Origin of the sequence: Sulfuricaulis limicola (genome assembly GCF_002355735.1) — a bacterium.
Lineage (GTDB): Bacteria > Pseudomonadota > Gammaproteobacteria > Acidiferrobacterales > Sulfurifustaceae > Sulfuricaulis > Sulfuricaulis limicola.
Genome location: NZ_AP014879.1, coordinates 1,960,996 through 1,980,243, shown reverse-complemented (window position 1 = coordinate 1,980,243; position 19,248 = coordinate 1,960,996). Strand labels below are relative to the sequence as shown.

Here is a 19,248-nt window from a genome sequence, read left to right as displayed (position 1 = left end):
CCTCGGCCGCTCAACCGGGGCGTTAGGCCAGCTATGCAAACCAAAACCGATGACGTGATTAAAGAAGCTGAAGTCTATGCGGCTTATGGGCGCTTTTCGGAAGCGATCTCAATTCTAGAGTCAGCGATCACCCGCAAACCTAGCAGTGCGCTTCGCATCAAACTTGCTGAAATAAAACAGAAGGCGAAGGAGCCCTTCACAACACCCAGGGGAATCGACGGTTCAACCCGCCCAACTAGCCCTATCGAGTCAATAAAAAACGGAGGTCTCGCTCAGGAGCGCAATCGGGTCGATCTCGGTGCCTTGCGCCGACAAGCCGAAGCACTGACGGACTCCGCAGACCGTGCACAAGCGTTGGCTGCAATAACAGAACTCGAACGGGGGGAACAAGAGCTTGAGCGCTTGCTGGTTGAGCTAGAACCGAGGCGTTTACAAGAACGCCGCGAGCGTTGGCTCGGACTTTTCGTCATGCTACCCATCGTCATCGCTGCAACAATTTTCTTTATCTCGAAACTCGTGATGGGCCAGATACCAAACATATTCGTACTAGATAATCCTTACATCTCCTGGAATAGTGATCCATATGTATTTGTCTTCGTTGTTGCCTTCATTAGCATTGTGTTGTTTGCCTTTGCTTGCGTGGCAATTGGGATCACGCGATTCGGCCGCGATTGGCCAAGCGCTCTAAGGCGGCCTAACAATCGGTTCGAGGCGGACGCGCAAAAACGGCACGCCGCTCAACCGAAGCGTTAGGCATCGATGAAACCACAGATTGTTTACTTGTTATCCACGATCTTTCTTCTTCCCTTTTGGGAAGCCATAGGCGGTATGGTGGGTTACACCCTCATTGCAATTCTTTCTCTGGGAGCAGTACAAGGCCAAAGACCCGAAGACGACAAAATGAAATTTCCGTGGCACGGTTTTGCGCGTGCGCCCGATGGTCGCATTATTGTTCAGTCCGAAGTCGCTACTATATTCGGCTCTGTTTTCCTTTTGCTGGTCGTCGCGTTCGGAATAGCGTGGAAAGTTGGAGCATTCAATGCCTAACTTCTTATTCGAGCCGACGCGGTGTAACGCTGGCGCAGGGTTTGGCAGTCGTACCCCGCGCGGCTCAACACGGCGTTGGGCATAACCAGAATGCAGCGAGAGAAACCCACCAAGCGTCTTCAGTTTCTTTTTGGCCTTGCGGCAGTTTGGCTTGTTGTGGCGGCCCTGCTCATCCTGCAACTGTGGCCCGACCTACCGAAAACCGATCTTGGGTGGTTTCTTCTAGTTGTAGTTGGTCCTCCCGCTTATGTCGCGGGTGAAGGGTTTTTTGGGTGGCTCTTCTCCGAGAAGCACGGCAAAGAAATCTCAACGAAACAGTTTTCGTGGCTGCGAGTAGCGCTCGCGTTTGTTGTGGTGGCGGTTGTCTTCGGTCTCAGTATTGTTGTTTCGTCTATCCTCAAACAATGAACATTCATGCCCAACAAGCGCTTCGAGGCGGACGCGCCATACAGCGGCGCGCCGCTCAAGCGCGGCGTTAGGTCACTCACCATGTTGCAAAAGTTGCGGCTCGCATTCACTTCTCTTCTGGCGTTTGGCGCGGGTGCCAACGCTGGGAGTGGCGCTCCTCCGGTGGACCTGAATACGGCGGTAGAGAATCCTTCCCTTGTCCATGCTATGGACCGAGTGGTTTCCGAAAACTCTACCGCGGCAAAGGACCTGTTGCTTCTCGAGTTACAACGCGCCAACTATTTGGCTGCCATGCTTCCCGATGGCGAAAAGCCATCTATCGGTATTAAGCCGGGCCGAACAGTTCTAAAGAAAGGCACTCACTTTGGTGTGTTGTCAGCGGGGAAAGACGGGAAGAACTACCTCGTGCTGTTCTCCGATTGGAAGGCGCTGAAGGCATACACCAAGTTAGAGGTTACGGGCTGGGTCCTGCCTGCTCATGACGCTTGGTCTTTTGCGCTGCAAGGGAGCACGTACGACGGAGTTGTAATCAATCCGGCCCACAACGCTTTGCCGCTCGAACGGCCGATGCTTGAGTTTCTTTCCAAGAATGCCCAAAGTGACCTAACAATTCATTCCACCGGACCTGCGCGAAAAGCCCCGCAGGCCGGTGAATTCAAACGTTAGCCGCCAAAAATCCATTTACTTGCGGTGTATGCATATAGTGCATATACTGAATCAGTGCGCTTCCAATACGATCCTGCAAAAGCCGTAAGTAATCTGAGAAAGCACGGGGTTTCCTTTGCGGACGCCGAAGGTGTGTTTTATGACCCGCTGGCGATCCATCGGCTGGAACCGGACTCCATTGATGAAGAACGGTTTGTTGCAGTTGGTATGGGCAGCGCTGGAGAAATCCTGGTTGTTATCTACACACTTCGTGACGAGGAAATCCGAATCATATCGGCTCGTCATGCCACGCGACATGAGGTGAAAAGCTATGAGAACTGAATACGATTTTTCGAAAGGGAAACGAGGCGCTCTGATTCCTGCAAAGGGCAAGACTCGTATTACGATTTATATCAATGATTCCATACTGGATGAATTCCGGTCCCGTGCCGAACGTGCCGGTATTGGATATCAAACGATGATGAACGAAGCATTGAAAGCCTTCTTGGAAAAGAACGAACAACCCGTCACTGCGGCCTTATTGCGTCAAATTATCCGAGAAGAGCTTCCAGAGAAATCGCGGCTAACACGTCGTTCCACCGGACGCGCAAAGACGGCGCGCCGGTGAACTCTGCGTTAGGCTCCAAATATGCGAAAAGTGGGATTGCGTTTCAGAATTGTAATTGTGTTGTCAGTGATGCCGCTTATGGGCTTTAGTTGTTGGCGGTTTGACAACTACGTTTTACGACCAGAGCTTGATATCTCCAGCACAGATGGAATTAGAGGTGAAGAGCAAAAAAAGTTTGAAGAAGTGCTCGTTATCTTCAGAAAATGGGCAAGATCAGAACAACTAAAAACTATCAGATGTGATGCAGATCAGGGAATTAACAGTTACACGCAGCCTTGTGAAGCATACGAAGCGACCTACGCGATTTGCGGATTGATTTCATGTGCATCGAAAAACTTGCAAGTAACGCTACTGATTGATCGTCAGTATCACAAAATACGGGTTGTATTTTATGATTTTGGTCGTTGGAGTAAAGGCAAAAGAGAGGCTGAACTTCAAGCGAGCCTTAAATCCGCAATCGAAGAAGCTTTCGGTGATGGGGCAATGATTGAATTTAAGGAGCCTAACAAATCACTTCAGCCGACGCAGAAACCGCGCGGCTGAGTTCTATCGTTGGGCCACAACATGAAAAATGGATTAACTTTGGCACTGTTGTGGTGCATGGCACTAGTAGCTTGTGTGCCCATGTCGGTGGATTACTACAAGCCAGAAGCGCCAGGCGGTCAAGCTATTTCAAAGGCCTGCGGAGCCATAAACGCTCCTAAGAATATATGGCGACATGAAATGGACCGAGTAACGCTAGAGGCGACCGTCGGCGAAGACGCCCTCGACAAACCGCCGGGAGAATTCATGTTAAGACTTTTTGTCCCAGTCGGTATGGAAGTTTCACTACAGAGTAAAAAAGTTTCGATGCGAACAGTAACGAACCCGAAGCACCAGAACCTGGAATTTATGAAGCTCCATCTATTCAGGGGAACATTCAAGAAAGAATTGGAGAAACTTGAGTCGACAGTGTTTAAAGGAGATACGGAGGATGAATTCGGGTTATTTGAAGGCAGGTGGACTTCCCCCAAATTCATGGACACCGGCTCAAGCAACTTGGTTCATCGCCTCGAACTCGGCCGGTGAACGGTAGCCGAGGGTCGAATGACGACGTTGCCGATTGTAGAACACTTCGATGTATTCGAAGATGTCCTGTTTCGCTTCTTCCCGCGTGAGATAGCGCCGGTCGTGGATCAGCTCCTTCTTGAGCGTGCCGAAGAAACTCTCGACGCAGGCGTTGTCCCAGCAGTTCGCCTTGCGGCTCATCGAACACGTCATGCCGGCGCGGCCGAGCAGTCCCTGGTAATCGCCGCTCGCATACTGCACGCCGCGATCGGAGTGATGCAGCAGCCCCTTGGCCGGTTTGCGCCGCCACAGCGCCATGGTCAGTGCCTGGGTGGCGAGATCGGCGGTGAGCCGCGGCCCCATCGCCCAGCCGATCACGGCCCGCGAGTAGAGATCGAGCACCACGGCGAGATACAGCCAGCCTTCCCGCGTCCAGACGTAGGTGATGTCACCGGCCCACACCCGGTTCGGTTCGTCGACCGCAAACCGCCGATCGAGTGTGTTGGCGGCCACCGGCAGTTTATGGCCGGAATCGGTCGTGGCCTTCCACTTTTTCACCGTTTTGGCCCGGATGCCGTGGAGGCGCATCAGCCGCGCCACGCGATTTTCGCCGATCCGGTGCCCGCGTTTCTGCAGTGCATCGCAGATGCTGGGGCTGCCATAGGTGCAGCGGCTCCCGGCGTGGATCGCCCGAATCGAGACCAACAACGCCCGGTTATGCACCGCGCGTTGGCTCTCCGGCCGGGTGTGCCAGGCGTAGTAGCCGGCCGCCGAGACCTTCAGGGCCCGGCACATCAGGCGCACGGGGAAGCGGCGGACGTTCTCCCGGATGGCGCGGTATCTCATGACCGCTCCCTCGCGAAGAACGCCGCCGCACGCTTTAAAAAATCACGCTCCTTTCTCACGGTGTCGAGCTCGCGGCGAAGACACGTCAGCTCTTCGTGCTCGGCCTTGAGGTTCGTCCGCGTGGTCCCGAGGCGACGTGCGTTATGTTCCTCGGTTCGCCAGCGGTACAGCAGATTCTCCGCGATGCCGAGCTCCCGTGCGATCTCGGCCACGGGTTTACCACTTTCCTGCACCAGGCGCACGGCCTCGGTCTTGAACTCCTCGGTGTATTGACGTCGTTTTTGTGCTGACATAGGGTCCTCCGATTTCGGTATTGTCCACCTTAACGGGGTGTCCACGAAATCGGGGGAGGTTCACAGGAGAATATTTTTGCTATCGGCAGAAATAGAGACGCCGATTGAACATGAAATATTCATTACCTTACCGTTGATTACCGTCGACGGCAAAGTGTTTAAGATTCCGGAAATTAAATTCGTGAAGGAAAAGAAATTCGGGATATATCCGATAAATTGCTGATTAAAGTCAGCCCAACAAGTGCGTTGAGCTGACCTCGGGTCCCGCTGGCGCGGGTCCCTCGGCCCCTCAACTCAGCGTTACTAAAACTCACCGGAGGTTTCATGCCCCTCGTGCGAATTTCCCTGATGGAAGGCAAGAACGCCGAATACCGGCATAAAATCGGTGATGTCGTGCATCAGGCGATGGTGGAGACGATCAACTGCCCGCCGCAGGACCGGTTTCAGGTGACCCACGAACACGCCAGGGGAAATTTTCTCTACGCACCGGTGTATCTGGATATCCCGCACACCGACGACCTGGTAATAATTCAGATCACGCTGAACGAAGGCCGCACAGTCGAACTGAAGAAGGCGCTGTACAAAGCCATTGCCGAGGGATTGCAGAAGGCGATCGGCCTCAAGCCACAGGACGTGTTCATCAGCCTGGTCGAGGTCAAGAAAGAAAACTGGTCGTTCGGGAACGGCGTGGCGCAGTATGCTTCGTAATTTACCCCTCTCCCTAGCCCTCTCCCCTAAAGGGGAGAGGGGAGAGGGGAGAAAAAGAAAAGCCGCCCGGCGGGCGGCTTTGTTATTCCTGTTGCTGCCCGGGGTGCAACAAAATTCGTTGCACCCGTTCGGCGGCGTGAACACACGTTAAGTGTGTTCACGAAAACTCCGCCCCACCCAGCTTTCGCCGGAATGACGAGACTGTTAGAGCTCGTAGGGCGGAATAGCGATAGCGTATTCCGCCGTATGTAGCCTTCATCCGGCGCAATACGGCTCCGCCTATTGCGCCCTACGGAGCTTGTTGTTCCTCACGGTGGCAAGCAAAAGACGCTTGCCGCCATCCGACCGGGCGCATCGAGTGCCCGACAAATGGGAGATACGGTTAACGCGCAATGGCGTTATCTTGTTGTCTCAGGGATTGATCGGCAAATCCCATCTATTTGGATGAAATTCACATGTCTTCCGCACCGCAGTCGTCTCTTTATAACATTATCTCGCTTTCTCTGATCGTATCCGGGCTTGTTGCCGTCGGACTGATCAGCGGCCTGATCCCTGGCGTGTTTACCACCAAGCCCGGCGCTGACGAACCCGCCATGCAGCTGGAAGCGAAAGCGGAAGCCGTGAGCGCAACAGAAGCCGTTATCGCGAATCCGGCCAGCATGGCGATCACCGATCATCGCGCCGCCGCAGACCAAGCCGGGAACAGTGGCGCGAGGTCACCGGTGCTGTTGACGGAAGCTAATGAAAGGGGACGGAGGGATTAAAGTTTCTCCGTCCGCCATAAGACGCTGTAGCGTTCCCTGAAAAAAATATGCCCGCTTGCGCGGGCATATTTTTTGACAACCTGAACTGCTGATCAGTTGCGGACGAGCGTCCCGTTCTCGATCTTGACCTTGTCACCCACGTTCACGCCATTGGCGGCGTCGAGCGTGAGCGTCTGCTGCGTGCCGTCGTCCATGTTCAGGGTGATGCGGTAGCGCGTGACCTTCTTCACGTTCTTTTCGATCTCGTTGCCGGCAATGGCGCCGCCGACGGCGCCCGCCACCGTGGCGAGGTCCTTGCCGCGGCCGCCGCCGATCTGGTGCCCGATGATGGCGCCGACCACGCCGCCCGCGACCGCGCCGCCGCCGGAGGCCTGTCCCTTTTCGGTGAAGCTTTCGATGGCGGCGACCGTGCCGCATTCATGGCACACGGCGGGCTTCGCCTTGGCTACTTTGGCTTTGGTCGCAGTGGTTTTGCCGGCGGCGGCGGGCGATGTGGATTCCGTTTGGCTGGCCGTCTGGAACGGGTTGGGGACGACGCCGGTCTTGACCGCGGTGACGCCGCCGACGGCGATCGCGGCCGAAGCGATCGCGGCTATTTGCAGGGTGCTGAGTGCCATGGTTCTCTCCTGTTGAAATTCGAACTGCTGGGCGCGGATTCTACTGCAAGTCCGCCAAAAGATACCGCCTTGGACAGTCTGGCCGTCATGAGGTTTTGGCCGCATGTCGGCGGGCCTGAAACTTGAGTTATTTGATGGCCAATCCGGGAGGCGCGCGCCGCCGGCGGCTGCTCAGCGTGGCTTCAGGATGTCGCGCACCAGGCCGAAGAAGGCACCGATATCCACCGGCTTGGTCACGAGCGCACGGATGCCGGAACGGCGCGTCTGTTCGTCGGTGAGGCGCTCGGTGTAGCCGGTGTAGAGAATCACCGGCAACCCGGGGCGTCTGGCCATGAGCCGCTGGGCGAGTTCGATGCCGGTCATTCTCGGCATGGTCTGGTCGGTTACCACCAGATCGAAGTGCTGCGGGTTTTCCGCGAACAGGGCCTCGGCATCGGCGCCGTTGGGTTTCACGACAACTTCCAGCCCCCAGCTTTGCAGCAGCTCGCCCATGAACTCGCCGACGGCGGGTTCGTCGTCCACCACCAGCACGCGGCCGTTGAGCTGGCGTACTTCGGCGGCGTTGGTGGATGATTCCGTCGCTTCGCTGCCGCTCTTGCCTTCGGCCTGCGACATCGGCCGGAACAGCACGCGAAAAGTGGCGCCCGTGCCCGGCCGGGTTTCGACAAGGATATGCCCGCCATGCTCGTGCACGATGCCGTGCACGGTCGAGAGCCCCATGCCACTGCCCTTGCCGACCTCCTTGGTGCTGAAGAACGGCTCGAACATGCGTTCCACCACCTCGGGCGCGATGCCGGAGCCGGTGTCGCGCACGATAAGCTCGACATAATCGCCGCGCACCGGTTGGTGACAGGAAGTGCACACGCCGTCGCGGTGCGCGATTTTCTCCAGCGCGATGTGCAGCTGGCCGGCGCCCTGCATGGCATCGCGCGCGTTGATGCACAGGTTCATCAGTACCTGTTCCAGTTGCACCGGATCGAGCAGCACCGCCGGCAGCGTGGCGTCGAGCGATGTATTGAATTCGATGCTGGAAGGAAGCGTGGAACGCATGAGCTTCACCGACTCCTTCACCAGCGGCGGCAATTGCAACGCGCGCGGCTCACCGCGCTGGCCGCGCGAGAACGTGAGCATCTGCTGGATCAGGTCGCGCGCCTGGCGGCCCGAGCGCAACGCGCGCTCGAGATACTTGTCGAGTTTTTCGTCACCTTGCGCCGCGACGCGCTCCTGCGCCATGGCGACGTAGCCCATGACGGCGGTAAGGATGTTGTTGAAGTCGTGCGCCACGCCGCCGGTGAGATGGCCAATGGCCTCCATCTTTTGCGCCTGGCGCAACTGCGCCTCGAGCCGGATGCGCTCGGCCTCGGCCTGCTTGCGTTCGGAGATATCGCGCATGATCAGCAGCAGGTGCGGTTCGTCGCCATAGTGCACCGGCACGCCGTGGGCCTCGGCATCGAAGATCGTGCCGTCCTTGCGCTTGGCCCTGGCCTCGGACTTCAGGCTGTGACCGGCGCTCGCGGCCTCGAAGAACGCCCAGCAGCGCAGATGGCTGTCCGGGTGCACGAACTGGAACGACTCGGCCGCCAGCAACTCCTCGCGCGTGTAACCGTGCAGGCGGCAGAACGCCGGGTTCGCGTCCATGATGCGCCCGTCGGGGGTGCACAGGGCGAGCCCGTCGACGGAGGCGTTGAAGGTGGTGTGATAGCGCTCTTCGCTCGCGCGTAGCGCCTCTTCAGCGGTCTTGCGCTCGGTGATGTCAGTGGAGATGCCGCATACCGCATAAGTCTCATTGCGGCTGTTGTACAGCGGGAATTTTAGCGAGAGATAGGTATGCGTACCGTCCTGTTGCGGCACCTGCTCCTCGAACTCAACCGGTGCATTGCGCTCGAACACGAGCGCATCGTTGCGGTGCAGGTTGGCGGTGATCTCGGGCGGGAAAATTTCCGCGTCGGTGCGACCGATGACCTCGCTCGCGTTCCGGCGGAACAGGTCCAGGAACAGGCGGTTGGCGAATTGATAACGGCCGTCACGATCCTTGACGTATACCACGGCGGTGGCGTGGTCGAGAATCTGCTGCAGGACGGGGACGCTGTCCGCGTCGCGTGCCATCGGCGGCATCAAGGATTCGGGTTGCGTGGTCATGTATTTATCTGAAGCCAGTGTCCTGAGGCAGCAGTTCGCATCGAAGATCCCCTCTCCCCCACAACGTGGGGGAGAGGGGAATGATGTTTGGCGAAGTGTTGACCTAGGTTGCTAGTGTACCCGCGCCCCGGCGACTGCCAAGCGGAGTTACAAAATTGAAACAATTGAAATGAAACGCCGGGCTCAGCCGGGGCTGGGCACGAACATGTAGCCCGAGCCGCGCACGGTTTTGAGGGTGGCGGGCTTGTCCGGGTCGGCCTCGATTTTCTTGCGCAGGCGCGCGATGCGGATGTCGATGCTGCGGTCGAAGGGGTCCCAGTCACGGTTGCGCGTGAGATTCAGGATCTGGTCGCGGGTCAGCACCCGGTTGGGGCGCTCGGCGAACACCTTGAGCAGGTCGAATTCCATGCTGGTGAGCGGGATTTCACGGTTGTCGGCGTCGAGCAATTGGCGCCGGTCGAGATCGAGCGTGCAACGTCCGAAGGGGACGCGCTGTGTCGCCTGGCCCGCGGCCGGGGTCACCGGGGCCGTGCCCGGGCGCTGGTAGCGGCGCAGCACGGTCTTGATGCGGGCGCGCAGCTCGCGCGGATCGAAGGGTTTGGTGAGGTAGTCGTCGGCGCCGACCTCGAGTCCGACCACGCGGTCCACGACCTCGTCGGCGGCGGTCACCATGATGATCGGGAGATCGAAGCGCTCGCGCACGTAGCGCGCCAGCGTCAGCCCGTCCTCGCCCGGCAGGTTCACGTCCAGCAGCACCACGTCCGGCACGTTTTTCGCCAGCAGCTCGCGCATGGTCTCGCCGCTGTCCGCCGCCATGACCTCGAATCCGTGGGAGTCGAGGTATTCGGACAGCATTTCGCGGATGGCGGCTTCGTCGTCGACCACCAGAACGCGCTGTTTTTTCTCCACGCTTTCTCCCGGGTCCGGCCTGAGCAACGCCGGGATTATAGCAACACGCTGATACAAACCGGCAACAAAAATCCGCTTGCGCGAAATCATGCCGATACATGCCGGGCCTAGAGTTCGGATCGTGCAGAGGCGGTCCATGCGGAGACGAAACCAGGGACGGCGCTGCCGGGCGGGCGGTTCAGCCGGTGACGGACGAGCGACCCGAATCAAACCTCAATCGAAACAGGAGACGAGTGTCATGCAAACGAACAAGGCCAATGTAGTGGTGGATTTGAAACAGGCGATCAGCCGTCGGCACGGCAGCGAGCTGGAAAGCGAGCTCGGCGGCATCCGCGGCGTGAGCCGGGCGCGGGTGAGCCAGCGGGCGCGCCGTCTGGTGCTGGTGGACTACGACCCGGAGACGGTCAACTCGCAGAAGATTCTCGGCACCGTCGTGCGCCACGGATTCGATGCGCGCCTGATCGGCATGTAGCACGGCACCCGGACGCGCGTCGCGCGTCCGGGTGGACCATCAACCATCCATTGAGGAGACAATAGTCATGAAAAGAATCGCGGCATTCACTTACGGCGTGATCTGTTACGCCATTTTCTTCGGAACCTTCCTGTACGCCGTCGGCTTCGTCGGCAATTTCATCGTGCCGAAGTCCATCGACTCGACGCCGGCGGGCCCCTTGGGCGAGGCACTGTTGATCAACGCGCTGCTGCTCGGGCTGTTCGCGGTGCAGCACAGCGTCATGGCGCGCCCGGCCTTCAAGCGCTGGTGGACGCGCTTCGTGCCAAAGCCGGTCGAGCGCAGCACCTATGTGTTGTTTTCGAGCCTGGCGCTGATCGCGCTGTTCGCGCACTGGCAGCCCATCGGCGGGGTGATCTGGGACGTGCAGAACCCGGTCGGCCGGGATGTCCTCTACGGACTCTGCGCCTTCGGCTGGGGGCTGGTACTGGTGGCGACCTACCTGATCAATCACTTCGATCTGTTCGGACTGCGTCAGGTGTGGCTCTATCTGCGCGGCAAGGAATATCGTCCGGTCAATTTCGGCACTCCGGCCCTGTACAAGATCGTGCGCCATCCACTCTATGTCGGCTTCATCTTCGCCTTCTGGGCCACGCCGACCATGACCGCGGCGCACCTGTTCTTCGCGCTGATGACGACGGTCTACATTCTGATCGCCATCCGCCTCGAAGAGCGCGATCTGGTGGCCGAGCACGGTGCGCGTTACGTCGAGTACCGCAAACAGGTGCCGATGCTGGTACCGCGTCTCGGCGGACGTCCGTCCGGGATCGATTCGGAGGCGGCCTGAAAACCGGGTGGCGCGGCCCGTGCCGCGCCACCCATGACCAGGAGGAAATGACATGAGCACGCTGACAGGCAATATCGAAAATCGCTTCTGGAAACGTCTGGGTATGGCCGGTTTCGCGTTTTTCCTGGTGAAGGGCCTGCTGTGGCTGGCCGTGCCGGTCATTATGTATCTGATGGGCATCGCAGATTAGCGACGCGGTGTTTTTTTGTGTACAAATAAAAGAACGTATAACCCGTATCTCGACCCTGATGGAGGATCAAACATGTTTCAATATCGTCATGCCAGCTGGTGGTACTGGCTCGCCACCGTCCCGCTGTTGATTGCCGGACTCTCGGGCCGCAATGAGGCGTTTTACTGGGCGATGGGGCTGACCGTGGTGCAGTGGATTCACTTCGCGCTGCGCGATCGCAACGCGGTGTCGTTTCCGGTTCAGGTGCGGATGGGCTATCTCGGCCTGTTGCTGCTCGGGCAGTGGGAGCCGCTCTATTTCATCTATTACATCCAGCTCATCGGCACCTCGGCCATGGTGCTGTTCGGCTATTGTCCGCTGGCGCGCTTCATGTCGCTCATGCCCTGGAACCGGAGCGAACCCTTCAGCCGGTCGCTGGTGATGCGCACGATTTTGGCACCGCCCACGCGCGGCAGCATTCTTCAGGGGCTGCCGCCCGAGCCGGCGCGGGCCGTGTGATCCGCGGCTGAGGTCAGTGGTGTGATTGAGGCGTGTGCTGGCGCAGCCATTCGGTGACATCGGCCGCGGGGATCGGCCGGCAGATGAAAAATCCCTGCGCGTAGTCGCAGTCGAGGACCTTGAGGATATCCAGCGTTTCCCGGTCTTCCACGCCCTCGGCGATGACGTTCATTCCGAGGTTGTGTGCCAGATCGACGGTGGAGCGGACGATGATGGCGTCGTTTTCATCTTCGGTCATGTCGCTCACGAACGAGGCGTCGATCTTCAGGCTCGACACCGGCAGCTTCTTCAGGTGCGCCAGCGAGGAATAACCGGTGCCGAAATCGTCGATGGAAATGTGCACGCCGCGATCGTGCAGCTTGGTCAGGATGTCCAGCGCGCGCCCCGGGTCGGCGACGATGGCACTCTCGGTGATTTCGAGTTCGAGATAATCCGGCGTCACGCGATGTTTGACGAGCAGTTTTTCCACGTCGTCCGGGAGTTCGCTGTCGAGCAGGTTGCGCGCGGATATATTGACCGCCACCTTGGTCGGCAGGCCCAGGTCCTGCCATTGCCGGCATTGCATCAGGGCATGTTCGATCACCCACAGCGTGAACGGCCGGATCAGGGTGCTGCGCTCGACCTGCGGGATGAACTCGCCGGGCGGTATCAGTCCTTCCCCGGGATGATGCCAGCGGATCAGCGCCTCGACGCCGATGACGTTTCCGTCCTGAAGCCGGATCTTGGGCTGGAAGTACAGCGCCAGCTGCTCCAGTTGCATGGCTTCCTCGATCTGGCTCATGAGCGACAGCTGGCGCGGGCTGTGCATGTCCAGCTCCGGCTGGTAGACGGCATAGCCATGGTGGCTTTTCTTGGCGACATACATGGCCACGTCGGCGCAGCGCATGAGCGTGCTGCCGTCCGCGCCATGCAGCGGATGCAGGGCAATGCCGACACTGGCGTCGATCTGCACCGTGATGCCGTCCAGTTCGAACGGCCTGTGGATTTCATCGATCACCCGCTTGGCCCAGATCTCCGCTTCTTCCACTCCGCGCAGCGGCGTGAGCATCAGTCCGAACTCGTCGCCGCCGAGCCGCGACAGCGCGTCGGTCGGGCGCAGCAGTTTCTGCAGGCGCGGGCCGATCTGCTGCAACAGCGTGTCGCCGCTCTGATGCCCGAGGGTATCGTTGATTTCCTTGAAGCCGTTGAGATCGATCAGCAGCAAGGCCATGTTCCCCGGGTTGCCGGGGTTCTTCTGCAGCTTCTCCTTGAGTTGTTCGAGCAGGAAGCTGCGATTGGGAAGGTTGGTGAGCGAGTCATGCCGTGCCTGGCGTTCCAGCATCTCGGTGTACTGGCGCCGCTCGCTGGCGTGGACGGCGCGCGTCAGGATCACACGGTAGAGCAGGAAACTCAGCAGGGAACCGGCGATGAAGAACAACATCGGAAGTTTGCTGCTGAATTTGTCGTGAAATGCCGGCAACGCCGTGAACGACAGGCTCCAGACGCGTCCGCCGACGTTGATCTCGGCCACTTGATGGTACGGGCTGGAGGGCTCTGCCTCGCCGCTGTGCAGCACCGTGTCATCGTCGTATAGCAGTTGCTCGCGCGTGAGCTGGCGGCCGTCGAATACTTCCAGATCGATGCCGAGATTGGACACCACGCGCTTGCCGAAGATGCCCTGGAACAGGTCGTTAACGAGAAAGTTGCCGAACACGTAGCCGATGAGCGCGCGGCGCCGTTTCTCCATGTTGTGGAGCGCGGCGCCCGGTTCGTACAGCGGCAGCATCAGCACGAAGCCGGGTTTGTCCATGTTTCCGTGCCTGAGCATGATGCGCTCGCTGGCCGACATTTCACCGGTGTCGCGCGCCCGTTCCATGGGGGCACGGCAGGCCGGCTCGGTCAACGCATCGCGGCCGAAAAGTGCGCGATTCTGGGCAATCGGTTCGACGAACACCACCAGAAAGTACTCGGTGCTGGTGCGCGCCGGGAATATCGGGAAGTCGGGATAGCCGCAGGGATTGTTGCGGTGTTCTTCGAGGATCTGTTGCGCGAGAGTCTGTTTCTCGAACTCCTGCACGCGGCGGATGAAACCCAGGCTTTGCATGCCGGGATAGCGTTCCGGGACGCGCAGGGTGTTGACGTAGGTCTGGAACTCGCGCCGGGTGACGTGCTCGCTGGCATAAAACAGGGCGCTGACGCCGCCCAGGGTGTCGGCGTAGGCTGCCATGCGCTGCTCGATCGCCGTCAGGGTTTGCAACACCGCGTCGTCAAAGCGTCGGCGTTCCTGAAGATCGATATTGCGCTGGATGTTCCAGGCGAGCAGGGTCGAAAGCAGCAGCGTGACCGCGAGCACGAACCAGGCAATGCCGTGCGGGCGCATGAAGCGATCCAGGGATAGCCATTGTGGCAGACTCACAGAAATCACCCCCGCTATTCAGCAAGCGATGGCTTGCGATGACACAGGTATCCGGTCCAGCTACAGCATGGCTTCAGTGGAAAGAATACAGCGTATTACCCTAGCACTCCTCGCGCCGGGAGGACTTGCGAAAGATCAAATTGCAACCGGCGCCGGCACCGGAAAATGCAGTGTCGGCGCGTGAATCACGGCGTGGGGTTATTCCTGCGGTTCGTAGCCGAGATTCGGCGACAGCCAGCGTTCGACGGTGCCGAGCGCCATCCCTTTGCGGCGCGCATAGTCCTCGACCTGGTCCTTCGCCAGCTTGCCGACGGCGAAGTATTGTGACTGCGGGTGCGAGAAGTAGAAACCGCTGACCGCCGCCGCCGGCCACATGGCGAAGCTTTCGGTGAGCTTGATGCCGGCGTTGGCGGTGGCGTCGATCAGTTTGAACAACAGTTCCTTCTCGGTGTGGTCCGGGCAGGCCGGGTAGCCGGGCGCGGGGCGGATGCCGGCGTACTCTTCGCGGATCAGCGCGTCGTTGTCGAGTGCCTCGCCGCCGGCGTAACCCCAGAACTCCTTGCGCACGCGCTCGTGCAGGCGCTCGGCAAAGGCCTCGGCCAGACGGTCGGCCAGCGCCTTCACCAGGATCGCGTTGTAGTCGTCGTGCTTCGCCTCGTACTTTTTCGCCAGTTCGTCCGCGCCAGTGATGCACACCGCGAACGCGCCGATATAGTCCTTCCTGCCGGAACCCTTCGGTGCCATGAAGTCGGCGAGCGCACGGTTCGGTTTGCCGGGCGGCTTCTCGTCCTGCTGCCGCAGCGTGTGCAGGGTGGTCCGCAGTGCCGTGCGCGTCTCGTCCGTGTACACCTCGATGTCGTCGTCGTGGATGCTGTTGGCCGGGAACAGGCCGATCACGCCGTTGGCGGCGAACGCGCGATCGGCGATCACGCGCTTCAGCATCGCCTGCGCGTCGGTGTAGAGCTTGCTGGCTTCCTTGCCGACCTTCTCGTCGCTGAGGATCGCCGGGTACTTGCCGTGCAGTTCCCAGGTAATGAAGAACGGCGTCCAGTCGATGTAGCGCACGAGTTCATCGAGTGGGTAGTTCTTGAGGGTTTGCACACCAAGCCGGCCAGGGGCAGGTGGGGACGACGCGGCCCAGTCGATCTTCACCTTGTTGGCACGGGCTTCGGCGAGCGTCAGCATGCGCACGTTCTGCTTCTTGCCGGCATGGCGGGCCCGTACCTCGTCGTACTCGGCCTGGTGCTTGGCGAGGAAACCGGCGCGCAGCGTGTCGGACAGCAGGCTGCTCGCCACGCCCACGGCACGCGAGGCGTCCTTGACCCACACCACCGGTTCTTCGTAGCCGGGCGCGATCTTCACCGCCGTGTGCACGCGCGAGGTGGTAGCGCCGCCGATCAACAGCGGCACCTTGAAGTCCTGGCGCTGCATCTCCTTCGCGACGTGGCTCATTTCGTCCAGCGACGGGGTGATCAGGCCGGACAGGCCGATGATATCGGCGTTGTGCTTCTTCGCCTCTTCCAGGATTTTCGTGGCCGGCACCATCACGCCGAGGTCGACGACCTCGTAGTTGTTGCAGGCCAGCACCACGCCGACGATGTTCTTGCCGATGTCGTGCACGTCGCCCTTGACGGTCGCCATCAGGATCTTGCCCTTGGGTTTGGCGTCGGCGGACTTCTCGGCCTCGATGTACGGGATCAGATGCGCCACCGCTTTTTTCATGACGCGCGCGCTCTTCACCACCTGCGGCAGGAACATCTTGCCGGCGCCGAACAGGTCGCCGACCACGTTCATGCCGGCCATCAGCGGGCCTTCGATCACTTCGATCGGGCGCGCGAACTGCTTGCGCGCTTCTTCCGTGTCCCGTTCAATGAATTCGTCGATGCCGTGCACCAGCGCGTGGCTGATGCGATCGGCCACCGGCTTTTCGCGCCACGCCAGGTCCGGGCCCTTGGCCGCTTCGCCCTTGCCGGCGTATTTCGGGGCGATCTCGATCAGCCGTTCGGCGGCGTCAGCGCGACGGTTGAGCACCACGTCTTCAACGCGCTCGCGAAGTTCGGCCGGGATGTCTTCGTACACCGCCAGCGCGCCGGCGTTGACGATGCCCATGTCCATGCCGGCCTGGATGGCGTGATAGAGAAACACCGAGTGAATGGCCTCGCGCACCGGATTGTTGCCGCGGAACGAGAACGACACGTTGGACACGCCGCCCGAGATCAGCGCATGCGGCAGATGTTGCTTGATCCAGCGCGTGGCATCGATGAAATCCACCGCGTAGTTGCTGTGCTCCTCGATGCCGGTGGCGATCGCGAAGATGTTCGGGTCGAAGATGATGTCTTCGGCCGGGAAACCGACCTTTTCCGTGAGCAGCTTGTACGAGCGCGCGCAGATTTCCTGCTTGCGCTTGAGCGTGTCGGCCTGACCGGATTCGTCGAAGGCCATCACCACTACGGCCGCGCCGTAGCGGCGGCAGGCGCGTGCGTGCTCGATGAATTTTTCCTCGCCTTCCTTGAGCGAAATCGAATTGACGATCGGTTTGCCCTGGGTGCGCTTGAGGCCGGTCTCGATCACGCTCCACTTCGAGGAGTCGATCATCACGGGCACGCGCGATATCGCCGGCTCCGAGGCGATCAGGTTCAGGAAGGTGCCCATGGCGGCCTCGCCGTCGAGCATGGCCTCGTCCATGTTGATGTCGATTACCTGCGCGCCGTTCTCGACCTGCTGGCGCGCCACGTCGAGCGCCTTGTCGTATTCGTTGTTGAGGACGAGCTTCTTGAATGCCGCCGAACCGGTGACGTTGGTGCGTTCGCCGACGTTCACGAACATGGAGTCGTCCGTGATATTAAGCGGCTCCAGGCCGGACAGCCGGCAAGCCGGCTCGATTTTCGGCAGCGAGCGCGGGCGGACGTCGTCCACGGCCCTGGCGATGGCGGCGATGTGCGGCGGCGTGGTGCCGCAGCAGCCGCCGACGATGTTGAGGAAGCTCGACTCCGCCCACTCGCGGACGTGCCTGGCCATGAACTCGGGCGATTCATCGTAACCGCCGAACTCGTTCGGCAGGCCGGCGTTGGGATGGCTCGACACGTGCACGCTGGCGACGCGCGCCATCTCTTCCACGTACTGGCGCAATTGGGTCACACCGAGCGCGCAGTTGAGACCGATACTGAGCGGATTGGCATGGGACAGCGAATTCCAGAACGCCTCGGTCGTCTGGCCGGAGAGGGTGCGGCCCGAGGCATCCGTGATCGTACCGGAAATCATGATCGGCAGACGCAGGCCGTGGTTATCGAAGTACTGATCGACGGCGAATAGCGCGGCCTTGGCGTTCAGCGTGTCGAAAATGGTTTCGACCAGGATGATGTCGGAGCCGCCGTCGATCAGCCCGCGCAGCGAGTCGGTATAGGCCGCGACCAGTTGATCGAACGTGACGTTGCGAAAGCCCGGGTTGTTCACGTCCGGCGACAGCGAGGCGGTACGGTTGGTCGGGCCGAGCACGCCGGCGACGAAGCGCGGCTTGAGCGGATTCTTCTTCTCGAATTCGTCGGCCACGGCGCGCGCCAGACGCGCGCCCTCGCGGTTCAGTTCATAAGCCAGCTCCTCCATCTTGTAGTCCGCCATGGAGATGGACTGCGAGTTGAAGGTGTTGGTTTCGAGGATGTCGGCGCCGGCGTCGAGATAGGCGGCGTGGATGTCGCGGATGATCTTCGGCTGCGTCAGCGTGAGCAGGTCGTTGTTGCCCTTCAGCTCGTGCGCCCAGCCCGCGAAGCGTTCGCCGCGATAATCTTTTTCGCCCAGCTTGTAGCGCTGGATCATGGTGCCCATGGCACCGTCCAGGATCAGGATTCGCTCCTGGAGGAGGCTCTCGAGCCGGGACAGGCGTTCGCGTCGGGCGCTGTCGGGAACGACGTAGGGACGTTGGGGCATTCTTCTTCAGGTTCTGGCTCTATAAGAGCTTCGGGAGTTTACCGGAAAGCCTGGGGAATTGCTTTCATCAACCTCTTTGCAAGCTCTCTGTCACCGCGGCGAAAACCGGGGTCCAGGCATTAAATGGTTCGCGCGCTTTGCGCGCGACTGAATAAAGAACTGGATGCCGGCTTCCGCCGGCATGACGGATGGGTTGGATTCCCGCTTTCGCGGGAATGACATCCCCCAAACAACAACCCCGCCTCTCGGCGGGGTTGTCGAACAACCAACGGATGAAACCGGCGGCCCGTTACGCCGCCTTGCTGCCGTACTTGGCCTTGGCCTTGCGCGCCTCTTTAGCCTCCTCGGGGGAGTAGGCACGGCCGGACCAGAGCATGGAGTAGGCGATTTCCTCGTTGCCGTTCTCGCACAACTCCAGCACCTGCTTGAACAGCGGCTGGAAGGTGTCGCTGCGGTGCGACTGTTCATGTTCCTCGAAGGAACGCCAGAACGTCACGATCAGCGCCTCCTTGTCCTTGAGCGGACTTTTCACCGCCTGCCCGATGGTCGAGCCTTCGTTGGAAATGGCGCCGCTGTTGAGCGCCACGAAACCGCCGACGAAGCCGGTGTCGGAGTGGTAGGTCTTCACGTTCTCGCACAGTACCGCGACACGTTCCTGCAGGTCGTCCACCGTGTACTGGGGTTTGAGCAGCACGCGGTTGATCGTGACGATGCCGTCAGAGGGGAAGCCATTGATGAGTTCTGCCATAACGATTACCTCCGTTTTACAAGATCCGGGCCTTGCGGCCCGCGTTCTGTTTCAGGATTAACCAACTCCCTTTTACCAATTCCTTACTGAATTAGTCAACAATATGGGTACAAAAGTTCAGGGTTTCAAGGGTGCAAGAGGCAG

At 59.9% G+C, this 19,248-nt stretch carries 21 protein-coding genes; 14 read left to right on the top strand and 7 right to left on the bottom strand.

Annotated features, from left to right (window positions below; all coding sequences use genetic code 11):
* The first annotated feature begins 33 nt into the window (after positions 1-33).
* The 8 genes from SCL_RS09460 to SCL_RS14105 all read left to right on the top strand — a co-directional run bounded on the left by SCL_RS09460 (position 34) and on the right by SCL_RS14105 (position 3,796).
* Positions 34-753, top strand: coding sequence for a type IV pilus assembly protein FimV (locus SCL_RS09460; protein WP_096360984.1), 720 nt, complete (start codon positions 34-36; stop codon positions 751-753).
* 6 nt (positions 754-759) lie between these two features.
* Positions 760-1,047 carry a hypothetical protein gene (locus SCL_RS09455; RefSeq protein WP_096360983.1) on the top strand — a complete coding sequence of 96 codons (288 nt, stop codon included), beginning with the start codon at positions 760-762 and terminating at the stop codon, positions 1,045-1,047.
* Between the two features lie 90 nt (positions 1,048-1,137).
* Positions 1,138-1,455 (top strand): hypothetical protein, encoded by a 318-nt coding sequence (locus SCL_RS09450; RefSeq protein WP_096359575.1) that lies wholly within the window; start codon positions 1,138-1,140, stop codon positions 1,453-1,455.
* A gap of 6 nt (positions 1,456-1,461) precedes the next feature.
* On the top strand, positions 1,462-2,121 hold the full coding sequence (locus tag SCL_RS09445) for an SseB family protein (protein ID WP_096360982.1): 660 nt from the start codon (positions 1,462-1,464) through the stop codon (positions 2,119-2,121).
* 54 nt (positions 2,122-2,175) lie between these two features.
* On the top strand, positions 2,176-2,442 hold the full coding sequence (locus SCL_RS09440; RefSeq protein ID WP_096359577.1) for a BrnT family toxin: 267 nt from the start codon (positions 2,176-2,178) through the stop codon (positions 2,440-2,442).
* Entirely contained in the window at positions 2,432-2,728 is a 297-nt protein-coding gene (locus tag SCL_RS09435; RefSeq protein WP_096359579.1) for a BrnA antitoxin family protein, read from the top strand. Before SCL_RS09440 ends, SCL_RS09435 begins: the two co-directional genes overlap by 11 nt.
* Before the next feature lie 21 nt (positions 2,729-2,749).
* Positions 2,750-3,271: a hypothetical protein gene (locus SCL_RS14110; RefSeq protein ID WP_148665065.1), complete on the top strand. Its 522-nt coding sequence runs from the start codon at positions 2,750-2,752 to the stop codon at positions 3,269-3,271.
* A gap of 21 nt (positions 3,272-3,292) precedes the next feature.
* A complete protein-coding gene (locus SCL_RS14105) occupies positions 3,293-3,796 on the top strand; it encodes a hypothetical protein (RefSeq protein ID WP_148665064.1) in 504 nt (167 codons plus the stop codon).
* Here SCL_RS14105 and SCL_RS09430 read toward each other — a convergent pair.
* Positions 3,758-4,914 (bottom strand): IS3 family transposase gene (locus tag SCL_RS09430; RefSeq protein WP_231969805.1). Its coding sequence is split into 2 segments (ribosomal slippage): positions 3,758-4,647 and positions 4,647-4,914, totalling 1,158 coding nucleotides; the frame shifts between segments, so codons are not numbered across the junction. The genes SCL_RS14105 and SCL_RS09430 overlap by 39 nt on opposite strands.
* A 324-nt stretch (positions 4,915-5,238) precedes the next feature.
* On the opposite strand from SCL_RS09430, the gene SCL_RS09425 reads away from it, so the two are divergent.
* Entirely contained in the window at positions 5,239-5,622 is a 384-nt protein-coding gene (locus SCL_RS09425; protein ID WP_096360981.1) for a tautomerase family protein, read from the top strand.
* A gap of 455 nt (positions 5,623-6,077) precedes the next feature.
* Positions 6,078-6,386 carry a hypothetical protein gene (locus tag SCL_RS09420; RefSeq protein WP_096360980.1) on the top strand — a complete coding sequence of 103 codons (309 nt, stop codon included), beginning with the start codon at positions 6,078-6,080 and terminating at the stop codon, positions 6,384-6,386.
* Between the two features lie 92 nt (positions 6,387-6,478).
* Here SCL_RS09420 and SCL_RS09415 read toward each other — a convergent pair whose 3' ends face one another.
* The 3 genes from SCL_RS09415 to SCL_RS09405 all read right to left on the bottom strand — a co-directional run bounded on the left by SCL_RS09415 (position 6,479) and on the right by SCL_RS09405 (position 10,051).
* On the bottom strand, positions 6,479-7,003 hold the full coding sequence (locus SCL_RS09415) for a glycine zipper 2TM domain-containing protein (RefSeq protein WP_172426009.1): 525 nt from the start codon (positions 7,001-7,003) through the stop codon (positions 6,479-6,481).
* Positions 7,004-7,174: 171 nt separating this feature from the next.
* The gene (locus tag SCL_RS09410; RefSeq protein ID WP_197702586.1) at positions 7,175-9,142 is read right to left on the bottom strand and encodes a hybrid sensor histidine kinase/response regulator; all 1,968 of its coding nucleotides are present in this window, start codon (positions 9,140-9,142) and stop codon (positions 7,175-7,177) included.
* A 183-nt stretch (positions 9,143-9,325) separates the two neighbouring features.
* On the bottom strand, positions 9,326-10,051 hold the full coding sequence (locus tag SCL_RS09405; protein ID WP_197702585.1) for a response regulator: 726 nt from the start codon (positions 10,049-10,051) through the stop codon (positions 9,326-9,328).
* 238 nt (positions 10,052-10,289) lie between these two features.
* On the opposite strand from SCL_RS09405, the gene SCL_RS09400 reads away from it, so the two are divergent.
* The 4 genes from SCL_RS09400 (at position 10,290) to SCL_RS09390 (ending at position 12,037) form a co-directional block, all read left to right on the top strand.
* Positions 10,290-10,523 (top strand): heavy-metal-associated domain-containing protein, encoded by a 234-nt coding sequence (locus SCL_RS09400; protein WP_096360977.1) that lies wholly within the window; start codon positions 10,290-10,292, stop codon positions 10,521-10,523.
* 67 nt (positions 10,524-10,590) lie between these two features.
* A complete protein-coding gene (gene mddA / locus SCL_RS09395; protein ID WP_096360976.1) occupies positions 10,591-11,349 on the top strand; it encodes a methanethiol S-methyltransferase in 759 nt (252 codons plus the stop codon).
* Positions 11,350-11,401: 52 nt separating this feature from the next.
* Positions 11,402-11,539: a hypothetical protein gene (locus SCL_RS14270; RefSeq protein ID WP_172426008.1), complete on the top strand. Its 138-nt coding sequence runs from the start codon at positions 11,402-11,404 to the stop codon at positions 11,537-11,539.
* A gap of 72 nt (positions 11,540-11,611) precedes the next feature.
* A complete protein-coding gene (locus SCL_RS09390; RefSeq protein WP_096360975.1) occupies positions 11,612-12,037 on the top strand; it encodes a hypothetical protein in 426 nt (141 codons plus the stop codon).
* Between the two features lie 13 nt (positions 12,038-12,050).
* On the opposite strand, the gene SCL_RS09385 is transcribed toward SCL_RS09390, so the two are convergent.
* The 3 genes from SCL_RS09385 to SCL_RS09375 form a co-directional block, all read right to left on the bottom strand.
* Positions 12,051-14,432 carry a putative bifunctional diguanylate cyclase/phosphodiesterase gene (locus tag SCL_RS09385; protein WP_148665062.1) on the bottom strand — a complete coding sequence of 794 codons (2,382 nt, stop codon included), beginning with the start codon at positions 14,430-14,432 and terminating at the stop codon, positions 12,051-12,053.
* Positions 14,433-14,630: 198 nt separating this feature from the next.
* A complete protein-coding gene (metH, locus tag SCL_RS09380; RefSeq protein WP_096360973.1) occupies positions 14,631-18,356 on the bottom strand; it encodes a methionine synthase in 3,726 nt (1,241 codons plus the stop codon).
* A gap of 289 nt (positions 18,357-18,645) precedes the next feature.
* Entirely contained in the window at positions 18,646-19,104 is a 459-nt protein-coding gene (locus tag SCL_RS09375) for a ligand-binding protein SH3 (RefSeq protein WP_096360972.1), read from the bottom strand.
* Positions 19,105-19,248 lie beyond the last annotated feature (144 nt).

Excerpts from the sequence above, each read along its gene's own strand:
- SCL_RS09460 (WP_096360984.1), top strand. The coding sequence starts at position 34 with ATGCAAACCAAAACCGATGACGTGATTAAAGAAGCTGAAGTCTATGCG.
- SCL_RS09455 (WP_096360983.1), top strand. The coding sequence starts at position 760 with ATGAAACCACAGATTGTTTACTTGTTATCCACGATCTTTCTTCTTCCC.
- SCL_RS09450 (WP_096359575.1), top strand. The coding sequence starts at position 1,138 with ATGCAGCGAGAGAAACCCACCAAGCGTCTTCAGTTTCTTTTTGGCCTT.
- SCL_RS09445 (WP_096360982.1), top strand. The coding sequence starts at position 1,462 with ATGCCCAACAAGCGCTTCGAGGCGGACGCGCCATACAGCGGCGCGCCG.
- SCL_RS09435 (WP_096359579.1), top strand. The coding sequence starts at position 2,432 with ATGAGAACTGAATACGATTTTTCGAAAGGGAAACGAGGCGCTCTGATT.
- SCL_RS14110 (WP_148665065.1), top strand. The coding sequence starts at position 2,750 with ATGCGAAAAGTGGGATTGCGTTTCAGAATTGTAATTGTGTTGTCAGTG.
- SCL_RS14105 (WP_148665064.1), top strand. The coding sequence starts at position 3,293 with ATGAAAAATGGATTAACTTTGGCACTGTTGTGGTGCATGGCACTAGTA.
- SCL_RS09425 (WP_096360981.1), top strand. The coding sequence starts at position 5,239 with ATGCCCCTCGTGCGAATTTCCCTGATGGAAGGCAAGAACGCCGAATAC.
- SCL_RS09420 (WP_096360980.1), top strand. The coding sequence starts at position 6,078 with ATGTCTTCCGCACCGCAGTCGTCTCTTTATAACATTATCTCGCTTTCT.
- SCL_RS09415 (WP_172426009.1), bottom strand. The coding sequence starts at position 7,003 with ATGGCACTCAGCACCCTGCAAATAGCCGCGATCGCTTCGGCCGCGATC.
- SCL_RS09410 (WP_197702586.1), bottom strand. The coding sequence starts at position 9,142 with ATGACCACGCAACCCGAATCCTTGATGCCGCCGATGGCACGCGACGCG.
- SCL_RS09400 (WP_096360977.1), top strand. The coding sequence starts at position 10,290 with ATGCAAACGAACAAGGCCAATGTAGTGGTGGATTTGAAACAGGCGATC.
- mddA (WP_096360976.1), top strand. The coding sequence starts at position 10,591 with ATGAAAAGAATCGCGGCATTCACTTACGGCGTGATCTGTTACGCCATT.
- SCL_RS14270 (WP_172426008.1), top strand. The coding sequence starts at position 11,402 with ATGAGCACGCTGACAGGCAATATCGAAAATCGCTTCTGGAAACGTCTG.
- SCL_RS09390 (WP_096360975.1), top strand. The coding sequence starts at position 11,612 with ATGTTTCAATATCGTCATGCCAGCTGGTGGTACTGGCTCGCCACCGTC.
- metH (WP_096360973.1), bottom strand. The coding sequence starts at position 18,356 with ATGCCCCAACGTCCCTACGTCGTTCCCGACAGCGCCCGACGCGAACGC.
- SCL_RS09375 (WP_096360972.1), bottom strand. The coding sequence starts at position 19,104 with ATGGCAGAACTCATCAATGGCTTCCCCTCTGACGGCATCGTCACGATC.